This is a genomic window from Streptomyces sp. NBC_00872 (genome assembly GCF_045161915.1).
GTDB lineage: Bacteria > Actinomycetota > Actinomycetes > Streptomycetales > Streptomycetaceae > Streptomyces.
In genome coordinates this window covers 4,881,572-4,899,464 of sequence record NZ_CP108806.1, presented here as the reverse complement: position 1 = coordinate 4,899,464, position 17,893 = coordinate 4,881,572, and the positions used below count along the sequence as shown (strand labels likewise).

14 protein-coding genes and 2 tRNA genes are annotated in these 17,893 nt (G+C 68.5%); 6 read left to right on the top strand and 10 right to left on the bottom strand.

What is annotated here, in order from left to right; genetic code table 11:
• Positions 1-525: 525 nt before the first annotated feature.
• The gene (locus OG214_RS20920; RefSeq protein ID WP_363083825.1) at positions 526-1,365 is read right to left on the bottom strand and encodes a hypothetical protein; all 840 of its coding nucleotides are present in this window, start codon (positions 1,363-1,365) and stop codon (positions 526-528) included.
• 160 nt (positions 1,366-1,525) lie between these two features.
• On the opposite strand from OG214_RS20920, the gene OG214_RS20915 reads away from it, so the two are divergent.
• Together OG214_RS20915 and OG214_RS20910 are read left to right on the top strand one after the other, a co-directional pair.
• Positions 1,526-2,608: a Glu/Leu/Phe/Val dehydrogenase dimerization domain-containing protein gene (locus tag OG214_RS20915; protein WP_363083824.1), complete on the top strand. Its 1,083-nt coding sequence runs from the start codon at positions 1,526-1,528 to the stop codon at positions 2,606-2,608.
• A gap of 280 nt (positions 2,609-2,888) precedes the next feature.
• The gene (locus OG214_RS20910) at positions 2,889-3,137 is read left to right on the top strand and encodes a DUF3073 domain-containing protein (RefSeq protein WP_405985599.1); all 249 of its coding nucleotides are present in this window, start codon (positions 2,889-2,891) and stop codon (positions 3,135-3,137) included.
• 148 nt (positions 3,138-3,285) lie between these two features.
• Here OG214_RS20910 and purM read toward each other — a convergent pair whose 3' ends face one another.
• The 9 genes from purM to purS form a co-directional block, all read right to left on the bottom strand.
• A complete protein-coding gene (purM, locus tag OG214_RS20905; RefSeq protein ID WP_363083823.1) occupies positions 3,286-4,356 on the bottom strand; it encodes a phosphoribosylformylglycinamidine cyclo-ligase in 1,071 nt (356 codons plus the stop codon).
• A 218-nt stretch (positions 4,357-4,574) separates the two neighbouring features.
• Positions 4,575-6,101, bottom strand: coding sequence for an amidophosphoribosyltransferase (purF, locus tag OG214_RS20900; RefSeq protein ID WP_383041221.1), 1,527 nt, complete (start codon positions 6,099-6,101; stop codon positions 4,575-4,577).
• 74 nt (positions 6,102-6,175) lie between these two features.
• The gene (locus tag OG214_RS20895; RefSeq protein ID WP_405985598.1) at positions 6,176-7,120 is read right to left on the bottom strand and encodes an META domain-containing protein; all 945 of its coding nucleotides are present in this window, start codon (positions 7,118-7,120) and stop codon (positions 6,176-6,178) included.
• 59 nt (positions 7,121-7,179) lie between these two features.
• A complete protein-coding gene (locus tag OG214_RS20890) occupies positions 7,180-8,037 on the bottom strand; it encodes a sterol carrier family protein (RefSeq protein WP_405985597.1) in 858 nt (285 codons plus the stop codon).
• 1,494 nt (positions 8,038-9,531) lie between these two features.
• Positions 9,532-10,479, bottom strand: a complete 948-nt coding sequence (locus OG214_RS20885) for a M23 family metallopeptidase (RefSeq protein WP_405985596.1) — start codon at positions 10,477-10,479, stop codon at positions 9,532-9,534.
• Positions 10,480-10,559: 80 nt separating this feature from the next.
• Positions 10,560-11,096 carry an ArsR/SmtB family transcription factor gene (locus OG214_RS20880; protein ID WP_405985595.1) on the bottom strand — a complete coding sequence of 179 codons (537 nt, stop codon included), beginning with the start codon at positions 11,094-11,096 and terminating at the stop codon, positions 10,560-10,562.
• 189 nt (positions 11,097-11,285) lie between these two features.
• Positions 11,286-13,544, bottom strand: a complete 2,259-nt coding sequence (gene purL, locus OG214_RS20875) for a phosphoribosylformylglycinamidine synthase subunit PurL (protein ID WP_363082357.1) — start codon at positions 13,542-13,544, stop codon at positions 11,286-11,288.
• Positions 13,544-14,224, bottom strand: a complete 681-nt coding sequence (gene purQ, locus OG214_RS20870) for a phosphoribosylformylglycinamidine synthase subunit PurQ (protein ID WP_363082356.1) — start codon at positions 14,222-14,224, stop codon at positions 13,544-13,546. Before purQ ends, purL begins: the two co-directional genes overlap by 1 nt.
• Entirely contained in the window at positions 14,221-14,526 is a 306-nt protein-coding gene (gene purS / locus OG214_RS20865) for a phosphoribosylformylglycinamidine synthase subunit PurS (protein WP_363082355.1), read from the bottom strand. The genes purQ and purS overlap by 4 nt, the downstream gene beginning before the upstream one ends.
• Before the next feature lie 437 nt (positions 14,527-14,963).
• On the opposite strand from purS, the gene OG214_RS20860 reads away from it, so the two are divergent.
• From OG214_RS20860 to OG214_RS20845, 4 genes are all read left to right on the top strand, one after another.
• Positions 14,964-15,299: an Lsr2 family protein gene (locus tag OG214_RS20860; RefSeq protein WP_363082354.1), complete on the top strand. Its 336-nt coding sequence runs from the start codon at positions 14,964-14,966 to the stop codon at positions 15,297-15,299.
• A 130-nt stretch (positions 15,300-15,429) separates the two neighbouring features.
• Positions 15,430-15,501 (top strand) — tRNA-Gly (locus OG214_RS20855).
• A gap of 68 nt (positions 15,502-15,569) precedes the next feature.
• Positions 15,570-15,642 (top strand) — tRNA-Gly (locus OG214_RS20850).
• A gap of 668 nt (positions 15,643-16,310) precedes the next feature.
• Entirely contained in the window at positions 16,311-17,879 is a 1,569-nt protein-coding gene (locus tag OG214_RS20845; protein WP_405985594.1) for a multicopper oxidase family protein, read from the top strand.
• Positions 17,880-17,893: the final 14 nt, after the last annotated feature.

Below are 17,893 nucleotides of genomic sequence, written 5' to 3'. Positions count from 1 at the left end.
GGGAGAACCGAACCATCTCGGTTCTTTCCTCTAAATTCTGCACCTTGACCCGCGTTGCCCGAAATGGCGGACGCGGGCCGAGTCGGTTATAGGACGAACGGCTTGTCCTCGGCACTACAACTACACCATCCGTCCAGCCACGTCGGCCAAACCGATGGAATTGCCCTCTGAGGTGTTCATCAGCGGCGGAAGCCGATGGACCATGCCATAGCGGACAGTCACGTCACAGATACGATCAGTCACAGAGCGATCAGGAGTCACCAGACCCCCCGTATAGCGTGCAATGCTGAGTAATCCGCCCTTACTTGGGCGGAAGGAACCCTCCCCGGACTCCTTGTCCTATTTTGACACGAGGAGGGGCGATGGGCGCAAGAGCCCCGTTAGTGCGGTCCGTCACGCTTGCGGGCATAGGCCCGGATCGGGACCTCTGCCCTAGGGCCGGAGTTCAAGCGTCGTTCAAGCCCGCTTCAAGACCCTTTCATGCCCGCTTCCCCGCCCGTTCCGGCATCGCGTGCCCGAACCCGGTCAGTTCGCGAACAGCCGCTCCCTCACCGCCCGCCAGCGCTCCGTGAGCCGGCCGTAGGCCGCTCCCGCGCCGTCGCCGTCCCCGGCCCGCAGCGCCGCGATCCCGGCCGCCACATCGGCGGCCGAACGGTCCTCGGCGAGTTGGGCCCCGGAGAGAGCGTGCACCAGACCTCCGTAATCCAGTTCGACAAGCGACCTCGGATGGAACTCTTCCAGCCACCGTCCCACATCCACCAGGCCCTCGATGAGCGGTCCGTCGTCCACCGACTCCCGCAGGGTCTTCAGCGCGCGGGCCAGCCGCCGTCTCGCCTGCACCATCGGCGTCCGGTAGCGCAGCACGGGCACCCCCGGCCCGCCCGCCTCGTACTCCCGCTCGTCGTCGGAGAAGAGCGTGAACCACCCCACCGGCACCTGCCAGACCGCCGTCCTGATCCAGGGCCGCGCGTCCGGATTCCGGTCCCGCCAGCGCGCGTAGTCCGCGACGGCCTGGCCGCGCACCACCGGCGGCAGCACCGCGTCGAGCAGCGGCACGGGCAGCGACTCCGCCAGTTCCTCCAGCGCCAGCCAGCCACGCAGGCGGGTACGCCACGGACAGACGCACACCACCCCGTCCACCACGGCGACGAACGCGTCCCCGCTCTCGTGCACCGGCACGGCGACCGGCGGAGTGGGCAGCAAGTCGGCCAGGGAGCGGCGCAGTTCGTCCTGTGCGGTGGGCGTACGGTCACGTCTGGCGTAGCGCGTCCAATGATCTCTCTCCGGTTCGGGAAAGGCCGCCAGCGGCTCATAGACCCGCAGGTAGGACGCGTAAGGAACGAGGACAGAAGACACCGCCGGCATGCCGCGCATCGTCCCACGCCTGTACTCCTCCAGGGGGTGATCCTGTGCACTGCGGCTCATCTGCGCCCCCGGAGGACTTACCCTCTTGCTTGCCCAGCCGGTCCCTCCCCACCCACAGGAGGGACTTCCCACCGCCGCTTCGTACTTGGGAGTCACCACCGTGACCGATCTGACCGACGGCGTCCTGCACACCCTGTTCCGCTCGGAGCAGGGGGGCCATGAGCAAGTCGTGCTCTGCCAGGACCGTTCCAGCGGCCTCAAGGCCGTCATCGCCATCCACTCCACCGCCCTGGGCCCGGCCCTCGGCGGCACCCGCTTCTACCCGTACGGATCCGAGGCCGAGGCCGTCGCCGACGCGCTGAACCTCTCCCGGGGCATGTCGTACAAGAACGCCCTCGCCGGGCTCGACCATGGCGGCGGTAAGGCGGTGATCATCGGCGATCCGGAACAGATCAAGAGCGAAGAGCTACTGCTCACATATGGCCGATTCGTGTCGTCGCTCGGCGGTCGGTATGTCACGGCCTGCGATGTCGGCACCTATGTCGAGGACATGGACGTCGTGGCCCGCACCTGCGCGTGGACCACGGGCCGCTCCCCCGAGAACGGCGGCGCGGGCGACTCGTCGGTGCTGACCGCGTACGGGGTCTTCCAGGGCATGCGCGCGAGCGCGCGGCACCAGTGGGGCGACCCCTCGCTGCGGGGCCGCACGGTCGGGATCGCGGGCGTCGGCAAGGTCGGGCGCCATCTCGTGGAGCACCTCCTGGAGGCCGGCGCGCATGTCGTGATCGCGGATGTACGCGAGGAGTCGGTACGCGGGATCACGGACCGGCATCCGCAGGTCGCCGCCGTCGCCGACACCGAGGCGCTGATCCGTACCGAGGGGCTGGACATCTACGCCCCGTGCGCGCTCGGCGGCGCGCTGAACGACTCGTCCGTCCCCGTCCTCACCGCGACCGTGGTGTGCGGGGCCGCCAACAACCAGCTCGCCCACCCGGGCGTCGAGAAGGACCTCGCGGACCGCGGGATCCTCTACGCACCCGACTACGTGGTGAACGCCGGCGGCGTGATCCAGGTCGCCGACGAGCTGCACGGCTTCGACTTCGAGCGGTGCCGCGCGAAGGCCGCGAAGATCTTCGACACCACACTGGAAATCTTCGCACGCGCAAAGGAAGATGGTATTCCGCCGGCCGCCGCGGCCGACCGGATCGCCGAGCACAGGATGGCGGAGGCCCGCCACCGCTGACCGTCGGGGGAGGGGTGGCCGGACGCCCGGGAGACGAGACTCACGCCGGTCGGCGGGTCGCCCCTCCAGAAGGGGTTAAAATCGACGCTGACCAGGGAGGACGGGGCGCCTCGCTGGTCCTGCGCCGGGGCGCGTCATGCGGGCGGCGTACCGTATGGCCGCGGAAGCAGGTACCGTTGAAGCCCTACGGACGGGTCTCTCCGCGGAGAGCTCGTTCTGATTCATGAACGCGTGTCAAGACTCTGGGGCCGTCGAGCCCCGTCACCGAGGGGGTCGAGCCATGGGGCGCGGCCGGGCCAAGGCCAAGCAGACGAAGGTCGCCCGCCAGCTGAAGTACAACAGCGGCGGGACAGACCTGTCGCGTCTGGCCAACGAGCTGGGCGCGTCGACCTCGAGTCAGCCGCCGAACGGCGAGCCGTTCGAGGACGACGAGGAAGACGACCCGTACGCACAGTACGCGGATCTGTACAACGACGACGAGGACGAGGACGACGAGTCCGGGCCCTCGGCGCAGCGCCGCGGCGCTTGACGTCCGTATACCCAGAGCAGTATCTCAGTGGCCCGGTCCGGGGCCGTAGTCCTGGACCGGGTTCTGTGCTGCCCAGATGCCCACCGGGCCCTGGGCCGTCCATGTGTCCACCGGGCCCTGGGCCGTCCGGGCCGTCCGGGCCGTCCGCTCAGCTCCGGTAGTCGCCCGTCAGCTCCGCGCCCGTGGCATGATCGCCACGCTCCGTGATCTCGCCGGCGATCCAGGACTCCACACCCCGGTCGGCGAGCGTGGTGAGCGCGGCGTCGGCCGACTCCGCAGGGACGACGGCGATCATGCCGACCCCCATGTTCAGCGTCTTCTCCAGCTCCAGGCGCTCCACCTGCCCGGCCGTTCCGATCAGGTCAAAGACCGCGCCGGGCGTCCAGGTCGAGCGGTCCACCCTGGCGTGCAGTCCGTCCGGGATCACCCGGGCGAGATTGGCCGCCAGACCGCCGCCGGTGACATGACTGAACGCGTGCACCTCTGTCGTCCTGGTGAGGGCCAGACAGTCCAGCGAGTAGATCTTGGTGGGCTCCAGCAGCTCCTCGCCCAGGGTGCGGCCGAACTCCTCGACCTGGCGGTCCAGCGACCAGCCGGCCCGGTCGAAGACCACATGACGGACCAGTGAGTACCCGTTGGAGTGAAGACCGGAGGACGCCATGGCGATCACCGCGTCACCCGTACGGATACGATCCGCGCCGAGCAGCCGGTCCGCCTCGACCACGCCCGTGCCCGCGCCCGCGACATCGAAGTCGTCCTCGCCCAGCAGTCCGGGGTGCTCGGCGGTCTCGCCGCCGACCAGCGCGCAGCCGGCCAGCACACAGCCTTCGGCGATGCCCTTGACGATGGCGGCGACCCGCTCGGGGTGGACCTTGCCGACACAGATGTAGTCGGTCATGAAGAGCGGCTCCGCGCCGCAGACGACCAGGTCGTCCACGACCATGCCGACCAGATCGTGACCGATCGTGTCGTACACGCCCATCTTGCGGGCCAGGTCGACCTTCGTACCGACCCCGTCGGTGGCGGAGGCGAGGAGCGGGCGCTCGTAGCGCTTGAGGGCGGAGGCGTCGAAGAGGCCGGCGAAGCCGCCGATGCCGCCGAGCACCTCGGGGCGGCGGGTCTTCTTCACCCACTCCTTCATCAGCTCGACCGCGCGGTCACCGGCTTCGATGTCTACGCCCGCGGCGGCATAACTGGCACCAGTAGTCGTCTCGGACATGGCTGGGTACTTTCCTGTCGGCATTCGGTCGTCAAGGTGAGTGCGGGGTGGGTGGGTGTGAGGCGTGTGAGGGCGAGGCGTGTGAGGGCGGGACCGGCCCGAAGAGGCGGGACCACAGGACCGGCTTTCCGGGTGTTCCGGCATTACGGACCGTGGCACCGCGGGACCGGTGCGGGCCCCCGGCGCGGCACCGGCATCGGCCCGCACCGGGGCCCGCGTTACGGACGGCGGAGCGCGTCCGCGGCCGCGGTATTGGCCGGGCCCGCGGCCAGCTCGGTCTCCAGGAGCTGCTTGCCGAGCAGTTCGGGATCGGGCAGATCCATCGGGTACTCGCCGTCGAAGCAGGCGCGGCAGAGATTCGGCTTGTCGATCGTGGTCGCCTCGATCATCCCGTCGAGTGAGATGTACGCGAGGGAATCCGCGCCCATCGAGGTCCCGATCTCCTCGACCGTCATCCCGTTCGCTATCAGCTCGGCCCGGGTGGCGAAGTCGATACCGAAGAAGCAGGGCCACTTCACCGGCGGGGACGAGATCCGGATGTGGACCTCGGCGGCGCCCGCCTCCCGGAGCATCTTGACCAGGGCCCGCTGGGTGTTGCCACGGACGATCGAGTCGTCGACGACCACCAGTCGCTTGCCCCGGATGACTTCCCTGAGCGGATTCAGCTTGAGGCGGATACCGAGCTGGCGGATGGTCTGGGACGGCTGGATGAAGGTCCGGCCGACATAGGCGTTCTTGACGAGGCCCGAGCCGTACGGAATGCCGCTGGCCTCCGCGTAACCGATGGCGGCGGGCGTGCCCGACTCCGGGGTCGCTATGACCAGATCCGCCTCGACGGGAGATTCTTTGGCGAGTTTCCGCCCCATTTCGACGCGGGACAGATAGACGTTGCGCCCGGCGATGTCCGTATCGGGACGGGCCAGGTATACGTACTCGAAAACACAGCCCTTGGGCTTCGCTTCCGCAAACCGCTGGGTGCGGAGACCGTTCTCGTCGATGGCGATCAGCTCGCCGGGCTCGATCTCACGGACATACGCGGCACCGCAGATGTCGAGGGCGGCGCCCTCGGAGGCGACCACCCAGCCGCGTTCGAGACGGCCGAGGACCAGTGGGCGGATGCCCTGCGGGTCACGGGCGGCGTAGAGGGTGTGCTCGTCCATGAAGACGAACGAGAAGGCGCCCCGGACATCGGGGAGGATCTTGGCGGCGGCCTCCTCGACGGTGAGGGGCTTGCCGTCGTCGTCCACCTGGCTCGCCAGCAGCGCCGTCACCAGATCGGTGTCGTTGGTGGCGGCGACCCGGGTCGAGCGGCCGTTCTCCTTGGGCAGATCGGCGACCATCTCGGCGAGCTGGGCGGTATTGACCAGATTGCCGTTGTGACCGAGCGCGATCGAGCCGTGGGCGGTGGCCCGGAAGGTCGGCTGCGCGTTCTCCCACACCGAGGCTCCGGTGGTGGAGTAGCGGGCGTGGCCCACCGCGATATGGCCCTGGAGAGAGCTGAGCGAGGTTTCGTCGAAGACCTGGGAGACCAGGCCCATGTCCTTGAAAACGAGGATTTGGGAACCATTGCTCACAGCGATGCCCGCGGACTCCTGTCCACGGTGCTGCAGGGCATACAGTCCGAAATAGGTGAGCTTGGCGACCTCTTCACCCGGGGCCCAGACTCCGAAGACGCCACAAGCGTCCTGGGGGCCTTTCTCTCCGGGGAGAAGGTCGTGGTTGAGTCGTCCATCACCACGAGGCACGCCACCGAGTGTAGGCGAGATCGACCACTGGTCCGAATTGGGGATGCGGGCCGGCTCCGCGATCGCCCGTCGGACTACTTGCCGGAAGCCGCCGCCATGGCGTCCAGGCCCTGGCCGTCGGCCTGCTTGATGGTCAGGGAACGGTGGCGCAGCTCATATGTGACGTTGCCCTCCAGCACCTTCTGCACCTGGCGTTCCAGGGTCATCTCGGGTCCGGGGCAGAGCTTGCGGGTGCTGGAGAGCCGGCCGAAGGTGACCGTGGAGGCGGCCTTCTCCCCGGCCCCGGTCCCGGCCCCGGAGATCTTCGCGGTGCCGCGGAAACTGTTACAGCCGAAGCTGCCCTCCACGGTGCCGTCCTTACCGAACGTGAAGTGCGCCTTGCCGTCGGTGCCCTGGGGCAGGGAGGTCGCGGTGGCGCCGTCGGTCAGCGCGCTGACGGTCCACTCCGTACCGGCGAGCGGGGCGGGCGGCCCGGAGGTCAGGGTGATCGCGTCGCCGTCGGCGGTGGTGAGTGTGAGCCGGCGGTCCTGGGCCGTGCCCCCCTTGGCCCCCTCGATCTCTTCGACCGTGGCCTTGAGCTTTCCGGCGAAGGCTCCGCCGAGAGCCTTCTCGAAGGCCTGGAGCTGCTCGGGACAGCCGATCAGCGTCGACTCCTTGTCACCCACGGTGACGGTGTCGCCGTCGACGGTGACCTTCGCGCCGATGGTGTTGCACCCCGTACGCGCGCTGGCCCGGCCGTCGGTGCCGATCTCCACGCTCGCTCCGGCGGGCGCGGCGGTCTTCTTGCCGTCGACGGTCAGGCTGTCGACGCTCCAGTGCACATCGGTGAGGGGGAGGTCGGACTGTACGGAACCTCCGGAGCCGCCTCCGGCGCCGGACTCCGTACCGCAGGCGGTCAGCGTGAACAGGGCGACGGCGGTGACTGCGGCGATCGCGGTGGTCGTGGTGGCTGTGGCGGTCGCAGTGGTCGCGGTGGTCGCAGTGGTCGCGGTGATGTTGGTCCTCTTCTGTTTCCGCATGTCTCTGGGACGGAGCGCCATGGCGTACGGTTCCGTCGCTCTGCGTGCCGACGCCTCCGTCACCCCATGAGCGGAAGCAGTTCACCCAGATCCGCGCGCTCCCCGCTCGCGCTGACGTGCGCCGCGTCGAGCGCCTCGCGCCAGGTCGTACGTCCGGTGGCGAGCCGGATCCAGGTGAGGGGGTCGGTCTCCACGACATTGGGGGGCGTACCACGGGTGTGCCGGGGGCCCTCCACGCACTGCACCACGGCGTACGGCGGAATCCGCACCTCCGTCGACGCTCCGGGCGCCTTCACGGCGAGCGCGTCGGCGAGCAGCCGGGTGCAGGCCGCGAGGGCCTGCCGGTCGTACGGAACATCCAGCCCGGCCACGGCCCGGTTGAGGTCGTCGGTGTGGACGGTCAGTTCAACGGTCCGGGTCACCAGGAAGTCGCCGAGCCGCATGACACCGAGCCGCGTGGTGAGCAGCCGGTCGTCGGGGGTCTCCGGCAGCAGCGCGGCGATCCGCTCGGCGGTGCGCTCGAACAACTCGTCGGGGGAAGCGGACGCGGCAACCACCTTGACGTCCCGGCTGATGTCCTCGGCGAGACCGGCGGTCGCGAAGGGCCAGTCGAGGAGGGGGAGGACGGGGGCGGGGGCGGGGGCGGGCTGTCGATCGGGCTGCTGATCGGGCCGCTGGGCGGGGTGTTGATCGGACGGTTGCGCGGACAGCTCGATGGTCCGGGAGACGGACTCGACGGCCAGGGTCAGATGAGCGGCCAGCTCACGAACGGTCCAGCCCCCAAGGGCGGTGGGCAGAGCAAGCTGCTCGGCCGTAAGGCCGGCGACGGCTTCGCGTACGTTCCCGAACTGCGCCAGAACGGCGGCCCGGATCTTGGCGGAGTCGTAACTGCGGGTGCGCTTCTTGACCGGTGGCATGGAGCGAGGCTAAAGGCTGATGGAGCACGCCCGCTATGACGCCTTGACGGGGATGGGGACGGGGACGGGTGGACCGGTGGGGGGCGTGGTGGGTTGGTGCGGGTGCGTGGTGGGTGTGCGCGGGAGTGGAGTGGGGTGGTGACGACACCGGCTCAGCGACAGACCGTCCATTGCTTGCTGAGGTTCAGTCCCGTGTCTGGGGTGGGGTGGCTGTCTTCCGGCACAGACCGAGGGGTAGTCGGGGTGGGCCGGGGGGTTTCGTGCCACGCGGGGGCCGCCCCTCTGGGTTTGAGTTTCGCGATTCCGGGCCGGGCGTCAAGGGCGCTCCTTCGTCGCGTCGCTGCGCGATGACCTCCGGTCACCCTTGACCCCCGTCCCTCCATCGCAAGTGCAGATCGATGGGAGGGGCGGCCCGGGGGAAGGGGTCCCCGGGGGGCTGAGTTGGGGGTGCTGGTTTCTTGCCCGGCCTGCGGGCCGGTGGGTGGTCTGCGCGGCAGTGGAGTGGGGCGGTGGCGGCACCGGCTCAGCGACTGACTGTCCATAGTTGGTCGGGGTTCAGTCCCGTGTCTGAGATCCGTGACCGCGTGACACCCCAAGCGCCAAGCGGACGAGCCCGAGCCCTTCCGATGTTCCGGACGGGCCCGTATGACTGCCCTTTTCGCCGGTCGGAGACGTGATAGGACGCTTCTCGCGTCACAACGACACAAGAGACGTCCGGAGGACGCTGCCGGATCCATCTCCGTCCAGTTCTGCGGAAGATGGGCTCATCAAGCCCCACCGATGCCCTATATGTGCCCATTTGGAAGGGGGTTGGGGAGTGCCGTGAGGCGGTCGTGTGTCCTCAGTTGCGTTAGGCGGGTCCCAGAGCACAAACAGGCCTTCAACTGGCCCATCCGCGCCCGCCACGGGCACACCCACCCCGCCGACCACCTGCCCCAGGCACGGGACTGAACCCCAGCAAGCAATGGACAGCCAGTCGCTGAGCCGGTGCCGGGCCGCCCCACTCCACTGCCGCGCAGCCCCGCAGGGCCCACCGGGCCGCAGGCCGGGGAGGAAACCAGCACCCTCAACGGATCTCCCCGGGGACCCCTTCCCCCGGGCCGCCCCTCCCACTGATCTGCACTTGCGATGGAGGGACGGGAGTCAAGGGTGACCGAAGGTCATCGCGCAGCGACGCGACGAAGGAGCGCCCTTGACGCCCGGCCCGCAATCGCGAAACTCAAACCCAGAGGGGCGGCCCCCGCGTGGCACGAAACCCCCCGGCCCACCCCGACTACCCCTCGGTCTGTGCCAGAAGACAGCCACCCCACCCCAGACACGGGACTGAACCCCAACCAACAAGACCACCCTCCGACGCCGAACCCACGCGCCACCACCCCACTCCACTCCCGCGCACCCCACCCACCCACCACGCACCCCCGACCAGCGCCATCGTCTCCACCTCGCTGTATGCGGCGGCGGGCTGGGGCGCCGTCTGCGTGCTGGGCGCGGCGTTCAGTTGCCTCGCGCTTCTCGTGTGGGCCCTGACGGAGCGATCGTCCGCTCCACCTCAGAGGTGAGCTCCTCCCCAGAGATGAGCTTCTCCTCGAAGGTGAACCTCTCCCCTTCCCCCACCTCCCCCGCCGCGAGTTCCCCGCCCACCGTGAACTCCTCGGTGTTGGCCGGGACTCCGATGCCCTCCCAGCGGAACGGGATGCCTCGCGCCGCGTCCGGGTCCGGGTGGTCCATGAGCTGGAAGTGCACATGCGGCTCCGACGAGTTGCCCGAGTTGCCGCAACGGGCCAGGGGCTGGCCGGTCCGTACCCGCTCGCCCGCGCGGACCTGGAGTGAGCCGTGCTGGAGATGGGCGTACATCGCGTACGTACCGTCCCCGAGGTCGAGTACGAGACGGTTGCCCGTGACCCGGCCCGCTCCGGCTATCTCACGCACGACGCTCTCGATGAGCATCAGATAGACGAGGGCCGGGAGGGAGTTGCGGCTGAGATGGTCGCGCTGCCGGTCCCTGGCGTACACGACGGTCCCGTCCGCCACCGCGAGAAGCGGTTCGCCGAAGGCCGGGAAGTCGCGGTTGCGCCGGACGATCGGCCACAGCCAGGTGAAGCCGGGACGGGCGGCACCGGGCTTTCCCTCCGCCACGATGTCGATCGCGTAGGTCTGCCCATACGTGTGTGTGCCATGGCTCGGCACCTTGTCGGCCGGGCTGTTGAGCGCGGACCAGCGGCCCCTGACGGGAGGCGCCACCTCGATCGCGGCGGGCCGGTCCGCGTGGTGGGCACGGCCGATACGGCTCACACCAAGGGTCACGGCGACGGCGACGGCCCCGGGCAGCATGGTCAGCCACCAGGAGAGGGACAGCACGCGCAGCACATCGAGGAGGATGAGCGCGAAGACGGCCGGCCAGGACAGCCGGAAGAGGATCATGGCTTGTTTACGGACGGGCATCGTTCCCCCTTGACGACAACGGGTGACGCTTACGGAGACGGGTGACGCTTACGGATCAGTCCCGTCGGGACCGTTGTGGTTCACGGCCGGGCCGCCGAGAGCATCACCAGCAGCGGTACGACCCTGGCCGCCGGCACCTCGTACCGGCCTCGGCCCGTCGTGTGCAGCCAGCCCGCGCCGGTCAGTTGGCGCAGATGGTGGTAGATCTGGCCGGTGGTGCCGATGCCGTCCAGCTCGGCCAGTTCGGCGGCGGTGCGCCGGCCGCCGAGGATCTCGCGCAGCAGCCGGAGCCGTACGGCATGGCCGAGCGCCGCGAAGGACTCGGCCGCGTGCGACCAGCTGGCGTCGAGGAGCCCGTCGGTGAAGGTGCCGTACTGCCACTCGTACCGCTCCTCCGTCGGCAGCCGCACCGCACCGGTGTAGAGGACCCCGCCGTTCGGCGAGCCGGCCTTGGCGACTTCTTCCTTGAGCCGCTGAAGCGCCCAGAACTCGTCCCCGTGCCCAGACGGAACCCCACCGTCCCCACCATCCCCGCCATTCCCGCCGCCCTCACGGTCCGCCGCCTCCAGCGCCGCGATCCGCCGCTCCAGCTCGGCAACCCGCTCCTCAAGTTCCACGCGTGAGCTCCACTCTTTGAAGTTACGTAATTACGTAACACCTTGCAAGCGGGTTCGGTTTCGGCGGTTGTGGCACGGGTGTGTTCACGTGCGCGTACCCGGTGCCGGCGCCCACGACAGAGCCCCCGCCCGGTGCACACCGGGCGGGGGCTCGTCGACTCGGCCGTGACGATCAGGCCAGCAGCGCCATCAGGCCAGCAGCGCCGGAATCGTCGCCTCGTGGGCCGTCCTGAGTTCCGTCAGCGCGATGGCGAATTCGCCCTGGACCTCGATCTCGTCACCGTCCACGACCCCGATCCGCGTCACGGGCAGTCCGCGCGCGCCGCACATGTCGGTGAAGCGGAGCTCCTCGCTGCGCGGTACGGCGACGACCGCGCGGCCCGCGGACTCGCTGAACAGGAAGGTGAACGCGTCGAGCCCGTCCGGTACGACCAGCCGGGCGCCGTGGCCGCCGCGCAGGCAGGACTCGGTGACCGCCTGGATCAGACCGCCGTCGCTCAGATCGTGCGCCGCGTCGATCATCCCGTCACGCGAGGCCGAGATCAGGATCTCGCCGAGCAGCTTCTCCCGGTCCAGGTCCACGGCCGGCGGCAGCCCGCCGAGATGGTCGTGCACCACCTGCGACCAGGCCGAACCGCCGAACTCCTCGCGCGTGTCACCGAGGAGGCAGAGAAGCTGGCCCTCCTCCTTGAACGCGATCGGCGTACGGCGGTTGACGTCGTCGATCACACCGAGCACGGCCACCACCGGCGTCGGATGGATGGCCGTCTCGCCGGTCTGGTTGTAGAGGGAGACATTGCCGCCGGTGACCGGGGTGCCGAGCTGAAGGCAGCCGTCCGCCAGACCACGCGTGGCCTCGGCGAACTGCCACATCACGGCGGGGTCCTCGGGCGAACCGAAGTTCAGGCAGTCGGAGATGGCGAGCGGCCTGGCACCGGAGGCCGCGACATTGCGGTACGCCTCCGCGAGCGCGAGCTGCGCGCCGGTGTACGGGTCGAGCTTCGCGTACCGGCCGTTGCCGTCCGTCGCCATCGCCACACCCAGGTTCGACTCCTCGTCGATCCGGACCATACCGGCGTCCTCGGGCTGCGCGAGCACGGTGTTGCCCTGGACGAAACGGTCGTACTGGTCGGTGATCCACGCCTTCGACGCCTGGTTCGGCGACGCGACCAGCTTGAGGACCTGCTCCCTCAGCTCGGCCGACGTGACCGGGCGCGGCAGCTTGTTCGCGTCGTCCGCCTGGAGGGCGTCCTGCCACTCGGGACGGGCGTACGGCCGGTGGTAGACCGGACCGTCATGCGCCACCGACCGCGGGGGTACGTCCACGATCTGCTCGCCGTGCCAGAAGATCTCCAGCCGGTCGCCCTCGGTCACCTCACCGATGACGGTGGCGATGACGTCCCACTTCTCGCAGATCTCCATGAAGCGGTCGACGTTGCCGGGCTCGACCACCGCGCACATCCGCTCCTGCGACTCGCTCATGAGGATCTCCTCGGGCGAGAGGGTCGCGTCACGCAGCGGGACGGTGTCCAGCTCGACCCGCATACCGCCGGAGCCCGCGGACGCCAGCTCGCTCGTCGCGCAGGAGAGACCCGCGCCGCCGAGGTCCTGGATCCCGGCCACGAGCTTCTCGCGGAAGATCTCCAGGGTGCACTCGATGAGGAGCTTCTCCTGGAACGGGTCACCGACCTGTACGGCGGGCCGCTTGGCAGGTCCGGTCGATTCGAAGGTCTCACTCGCCAGGACCGACACGCCGCCGATGCCGTCGCCACCGGTACGGGCACCGTAAAGGATCACCTTGTTGCCGGGACCCGACGCCTGCGCGAGATGGATGTCCTCGTGCCTCATCACACCGATACAGCCGGCGTTGACCAGCGGGTTTCCCTGGTAGCAGGCGTCGAAGACGACCTCCCCGCCGATGTTCGGCAGGCCCAGGGAGTTGCCGTAACCGCCGATGCCCGCGACCACACCGGGCAGTACCCGCCTGGTGTCGGGGTGGTCGGCGGCGCCGAAGCGCAGCGGGTCCACGACCGCGACCGGCCGCGCGCCCATGGCGAGGATGTCGCGGACGATGCCGCCGACACCGGTGGCCGCGCCCTGGTAGGGCTCGATGTACGAGGGGTGGTTGTGCGACTCGACCTTGAAGGTGACCGCGTACCCCTGGCCGACGTCCACGACGCCCGCGTTCTCGCCGATGCCGACGAGCATCGCGTCATTGGCCGGGACCTTCTCGCCGAACTGCTTGAGATGCACCTTGCTGCTCTTGTACGAGCAGTGCTCGGACCACATGACGGAGTACATGGCCAGCTCCGCCCCGGTGGGCCGGCGCCCCAGGATCTCCCGGATCCGGGTGTACTCGTCCTCCTTGAGGCCGAGGTCCTTCCAGGGCTGCTCCGCCTCGGGCGTGCCGCTCGCGTGCTTGACCGTGTCGAGGGTCTTGATGGGCATCAGGCGCTTACCAGCTTCTTCAGGATCGAGGTGAAGAATCCCAGGCCGTCGGTACGGCCCGTACCGATCAGCGGCTCCACGGCGTGCTCGGGATGCGGCATCAGGCCGACGACATTGCCCGCCGCGTTGGTGATGCCGGCGATGTCACGGAGCGAGCCGTTGGGGTTGCCGTCCAGATAGCGGAAGGCGACCCGGCCCTCGGCCTCCAGCTCGTCGAGCGTGCGCTCGTCGGCGACGTACCGCCCGTCGATGTTCTTGAGGGGTACGGAGATTTCCTGGCCCGCGGAATAGTCGGCGGTCCACGCGCTCTCCGCGTTCTCCACCCGCAGTTTCTGGTCGCGGCAGATGAAGTGGAGATGGTTGTTGCGCAGCATCGCGCCGGGGAGCAGATGGGACTCGGTGAGGATCTGGAAGCCGTTGCAGATCCCGAGGACCGGCAGCCCGGCCTTCGCCTGCTCGATGATCGTCTCCATCACCGGGGAGAACCGGGAGATGGCCCCGGCCCGCAGATAGTCGCCGTAACTGAAGCCGCCGGCCAAGACGACCGCGTCGACCTGGTGAAGGTCCTTGTCGCGGTGCCAGAGGGAGACGGGCTCGGCTCCGGCGATCCGGACGGCGCGAAGGCTGTCCCGGTCGTCGAGAGTGCCGGGGAAGGTGACGACTCCGATACGAGCGGTCACTTCGGCTCCCCGACCTTCTCGGCCTCGCCCTGAGCCTTCTCGGCGTCGCCCTTCTCGGTCCCCTCGACCTTTACGACGAAGTCCTCGATCACGGTGTTGGCGAGGAAGGTCTCGGCCATCTCATGGATACGGGCGAGGGCGGCGTCGTCGACCGGCCCCGCCACCTCCAGCTCGAAGCGCTTTCCCTGGCGGACGTCGGCGATGCCCTCGAAACCCAGACGGGGCAGCGCGCGCTGCACAGCCTGTCCCTGCGGGTCGAGGATCTCCGGCTTGAGCATGACGTCGACTACGACGCGTGCCACTGGCACTCCCGGTGGTGTGGTGCGACTGGTTCTGCTGCTGTTTCTGCTGCTGCGTTCTCCGGGGAATCCCCGGGTCCCGGGGAATCCCCCAGACCCCCCGAGCTTCCCTCAGCGTACCCGGCCCGAGAATCTACGCGGGTAGATACGACCTTGCCGGATCGCCCGCCGATTTCGGCCACGGAGCAACGCACTGGAAAATCCATGGAAAAACCATGCCTCCCCATTGCATGGGACACGCTGATGCAATTGGCTGGGCTTCACAATGCGGCGCCTGCCGCTGTACAAAGGAATACAGCGGAAAGCAACATTGAACCCGAAGTCCCCAGAAGTGCCAGCTAGCCCCCTGTTAACAGCCGGAAGGCCGGTATCGCCGCACGTCAGCCGTGTTTCGCAGACGGCAGGGACCGGGCGGGTACCGCAAGAAAGGACCGATATCCGTGGCGCAGCGCGTAGTGGTCACGCTCTCCGACGACATCGACGGCGGAGAAGCGTCGGAAACGGTCACGTTCGGCCTGGACGGGAAGTCGTACGAGATCGACCTCAATCCCGCCAATGCAAAGAAACTACGCAAGGCCCTGGCACCGTTCATGGCCGCAGGCCGAAAGCAGACAAACGCCAGCAAGCACGGCAAATCCCGAACGACCTACCGGCACACCGCCCTCGCGCCCGCCCCGGCGGCCGTTCGCGCCTGGGCCCAGTCCCACAGGATGGAGGTACCGGCGCGCGGCCGGATCCCCAAGCGGGTCTACGAGGCGTTCCGCGAAGCCAGTTGAGCCGGCGTCGGCCCATGGGGCCGGCCGGGCGACGCGGCAGCGCACCGAGTTGCACAGCACCCCCACTGATCGGCTAGAGTTTGGACCACGCCGAGGGGCAAGGCCGAAAGGCCAAAACCTCGCCGAGCGTGCGGGTGTAGTTCAGTAGCAGAACGCCCCCTTTCCAAGGGGGAGGCGCAGTGTGCAATTCCTGTCACCCGCTCTGCATCGCTCTTCGGTCCACTCAGTGGATCGGGTAGGGTGATGGTCGCGCCGATCGCTCGGCGCGGTGCGGACGTGGCTCAGTTGGTAGAGCATCACCTTGCCAAGGTGAGGGTCGCGAGTTCGAATCTCGTCGTCCGCTCGGAAGCGAAGGTTCTGGTCGAAAAGAACGGCTGGAGATCTTCGCAGCACGAGATCGTTCGTAGTACGGGGTTGGTTGATCCGGCTGCGAGCAGCATCTGATCAGTGCATCAGGCACTAGTACGTATGGACGCCCGGCCGGTTTTATCGGCCGGGCGTTTCTGTGTGCGCGTATGCCTGCGCGCGGTCCGGTCCAGCGGGACGCCGCGCGGCCCGGTCCAGCGGGACGCGCGGTGTTCGGCGGAGTGAGCGGTGCCCAGCGGAGTACGTGAGTCCTGCGGGACGCGCGGTGTCCGCATCGGTCGGCCTGGGTGCGCTGTAGATGATCAGAGCGTGTGATGAACGGCACCACACCGAGCGACAAACCCGCCCAATTCCCCAGCGGGTCGATCTCCGTGACGGCGAATCCCGCACGCCAGAATGACCGGACGATGCCGTCACCGGCGCGGATTCCACCGCATTGCGCCGGATTGCTCAGCCCCGGCATCACAGTCCCGGCGTCCTGTCAGGGCGTCACGGCGTCACATCAGACCGGAGACCATGATGCGGACTCATCGGACTCGTCAGACACCTTGGACTCGTCGGACTCGTCGGACTCCTTGGACTCGTCGGACTCGTCCCAGAGGAAGTTGGTCCTTCGCCGGGGCGGTCGAAAAGGCCGGGGCGCGGGTGCTCCTCGCCGCCCTCACCGCCCTCGCCCTGATCTCGGGCTGCGGCGACCACTCCGGTGCGTCGCGGCCGATGACGGGCCCGGCACACTCGTCGTCCTCCGCGTCCTCCGTGTCCCCCGCCGCCGTCGTCTCGCCGTCACCACCGCTGACGGCCGCCCGGCCGACGGGCGCGCTCCGCAACCCCCCTGAAGTGGTGAGCAGGAACGGCTTCCTGAACACCCGCATCGTGGTCGAGCGCAAAAGGGTGGAACTCGCGGGCAAGAAGCTGTGGGCACTGACCTACAACGGCCGGTACATGCCGCCGACCCTGCGTATCAAACCCGGGGACCGCGTAAAGCTGGCGATGGTGAACAAGATCGACCAGATGACGAACCTGCACGTCCACGGCTTGCACGTCTCACCGAGCGGTCACTCCGACAACATCTTCCTGATGATCGAGCCCGGGGAGACCTACCACTACTCGTACCAGTTCCCGCGCAACCTCGCGGCGGGCACGTACTGGTACCACCCGCATCCCCACACGCTGTCCGCTCCCCAGACCGCCGGCGGGATGTCCGGGATCATCATCGTCGACGGACTGAAGCGGTATCTGCCGAAGTCACTGCGGAACATCACCGAACGGGTCGTCGCGCTCAAGGACTTCCAGCGGGTGGGTGACCAGATCAAGACCGCGGATCTGAGCATCGGCGCGCCCACGACCCGCGTGGTCAACGGACAGCTCAACCCCGCCATCCATATCCGGCCGGGCGAGACCCAGCTCTGGCGGATCGCCAACATCGGCGCCAACATCTTCTACAAGGTGGTGCTGCCGGGCCACAGATTCCGGGTGATCGCGCGCGACGGGAACCCTGTCACCAAGACATACTCCGTCGACACGATCATCATTCCGGCAGCGGCCCGCTATGACGTACTGGTGGAGGGCGGTCCGCCCGGCACCACCGAGCTGAAGACACTCCCGTACAACACGGGTCCGGCGGGCAACCAGTTCCCCGAGGCGACGCTCGCCACGCTCGTCTCGCGAGGGGAGGCCCGGACTCCGGTGAAGCCGCCCGCCGCCTTCGCGCCGGCCCGGGACCTGGCCAAGGCCAAGCTCGCCGCCCGTAGGACGATCACGTACACGGAGAACGCGGCCGGCACGGAGTACTACATCAACGGCAAGCAGTTCGACCCGAACCGCATTGATTTCACGGGGCAGTTGAACACCGTGCAGGAGTGGACGGTCCAGAACAACAGCGACGAAGTGCACTCGTTCCATGTGCACACGAACGACTTCCAGTTGATGAGCACGAACGGCAAGCCCCAGACGTTCTACGGCTACCAGGACACGGTGGACGTGCCGGCGCGCGGGAACATCGTCGTCCGGACCGCCTTCGAGAACTACACGGGAAAGACGGTGCTGCACTGCCACATCCTCAATCACGAGGACAAGGGCATGATGTCCGTCCTGGAACTCGTCGACGGCCCGCCCGGAAACGGGACCGGGACCGGAACCGGGAACGGGACCGGGACCGGGACCGGGACCGGGACCGGTAGGGACCCGGCGGCACCGGGGGTGAAGAAGGACTGACCGGCGGTCCGTGG

Excerpts from the sequence above, each read along its gene's own strand:
- OG214_RS20920 (WP_363083825.1), bottom strand. The coding sequence starts at position 1,365 with ATGCCGGCGGTGTCTTCTGTCCTCGTTCCTTACGCGTCCTACCTGCGG.
- OG214_RS20910 (WP_405985599.1), top strand. The coding sequence starts at position 2,889 with ATGGGGCGCGGCCGGGCCAAGGCCAAGCAGACGAAGGTCGCCCGCCAG.
- purM (WP_363083823.1), bottom strand. The coding sequence starts at position 4,356 with ATGTCCGAGACGACTACTGGTGCCAGTTATGCCGCCGCGGGCGTAGAC.
- OG214_RS20895 (WP_405985598.1), bottom strand. The coding sequence starts at position 7,120 with ATGCGGAAACAGAAGAGGACCAACATCACCGCGACCACTGCGACCACC.
- OG214_RS20890 (WP_405985597.1), bottom strand. The coding sequence starts at position 8,037 with ATGCCACCGGTCAAGAAGCGCACCCGCAGTTACGACTCCGCCAAGATC.
- OG214_RS20885 (WP_405985596.1), bottom strand. The coding sequence starts at position 10,479 with ATGCCCGTCCGTAAACAAGCCATGATCCTCTTCCGGCTGTCCTGGCCG.
- purL (WP_363082357.1), bottom strand. The coding sequence starts at position 13,544 with ATGCCCATCAAGACCCTCGACACGGTCAAGCACGCGAGCGGCACGCCC.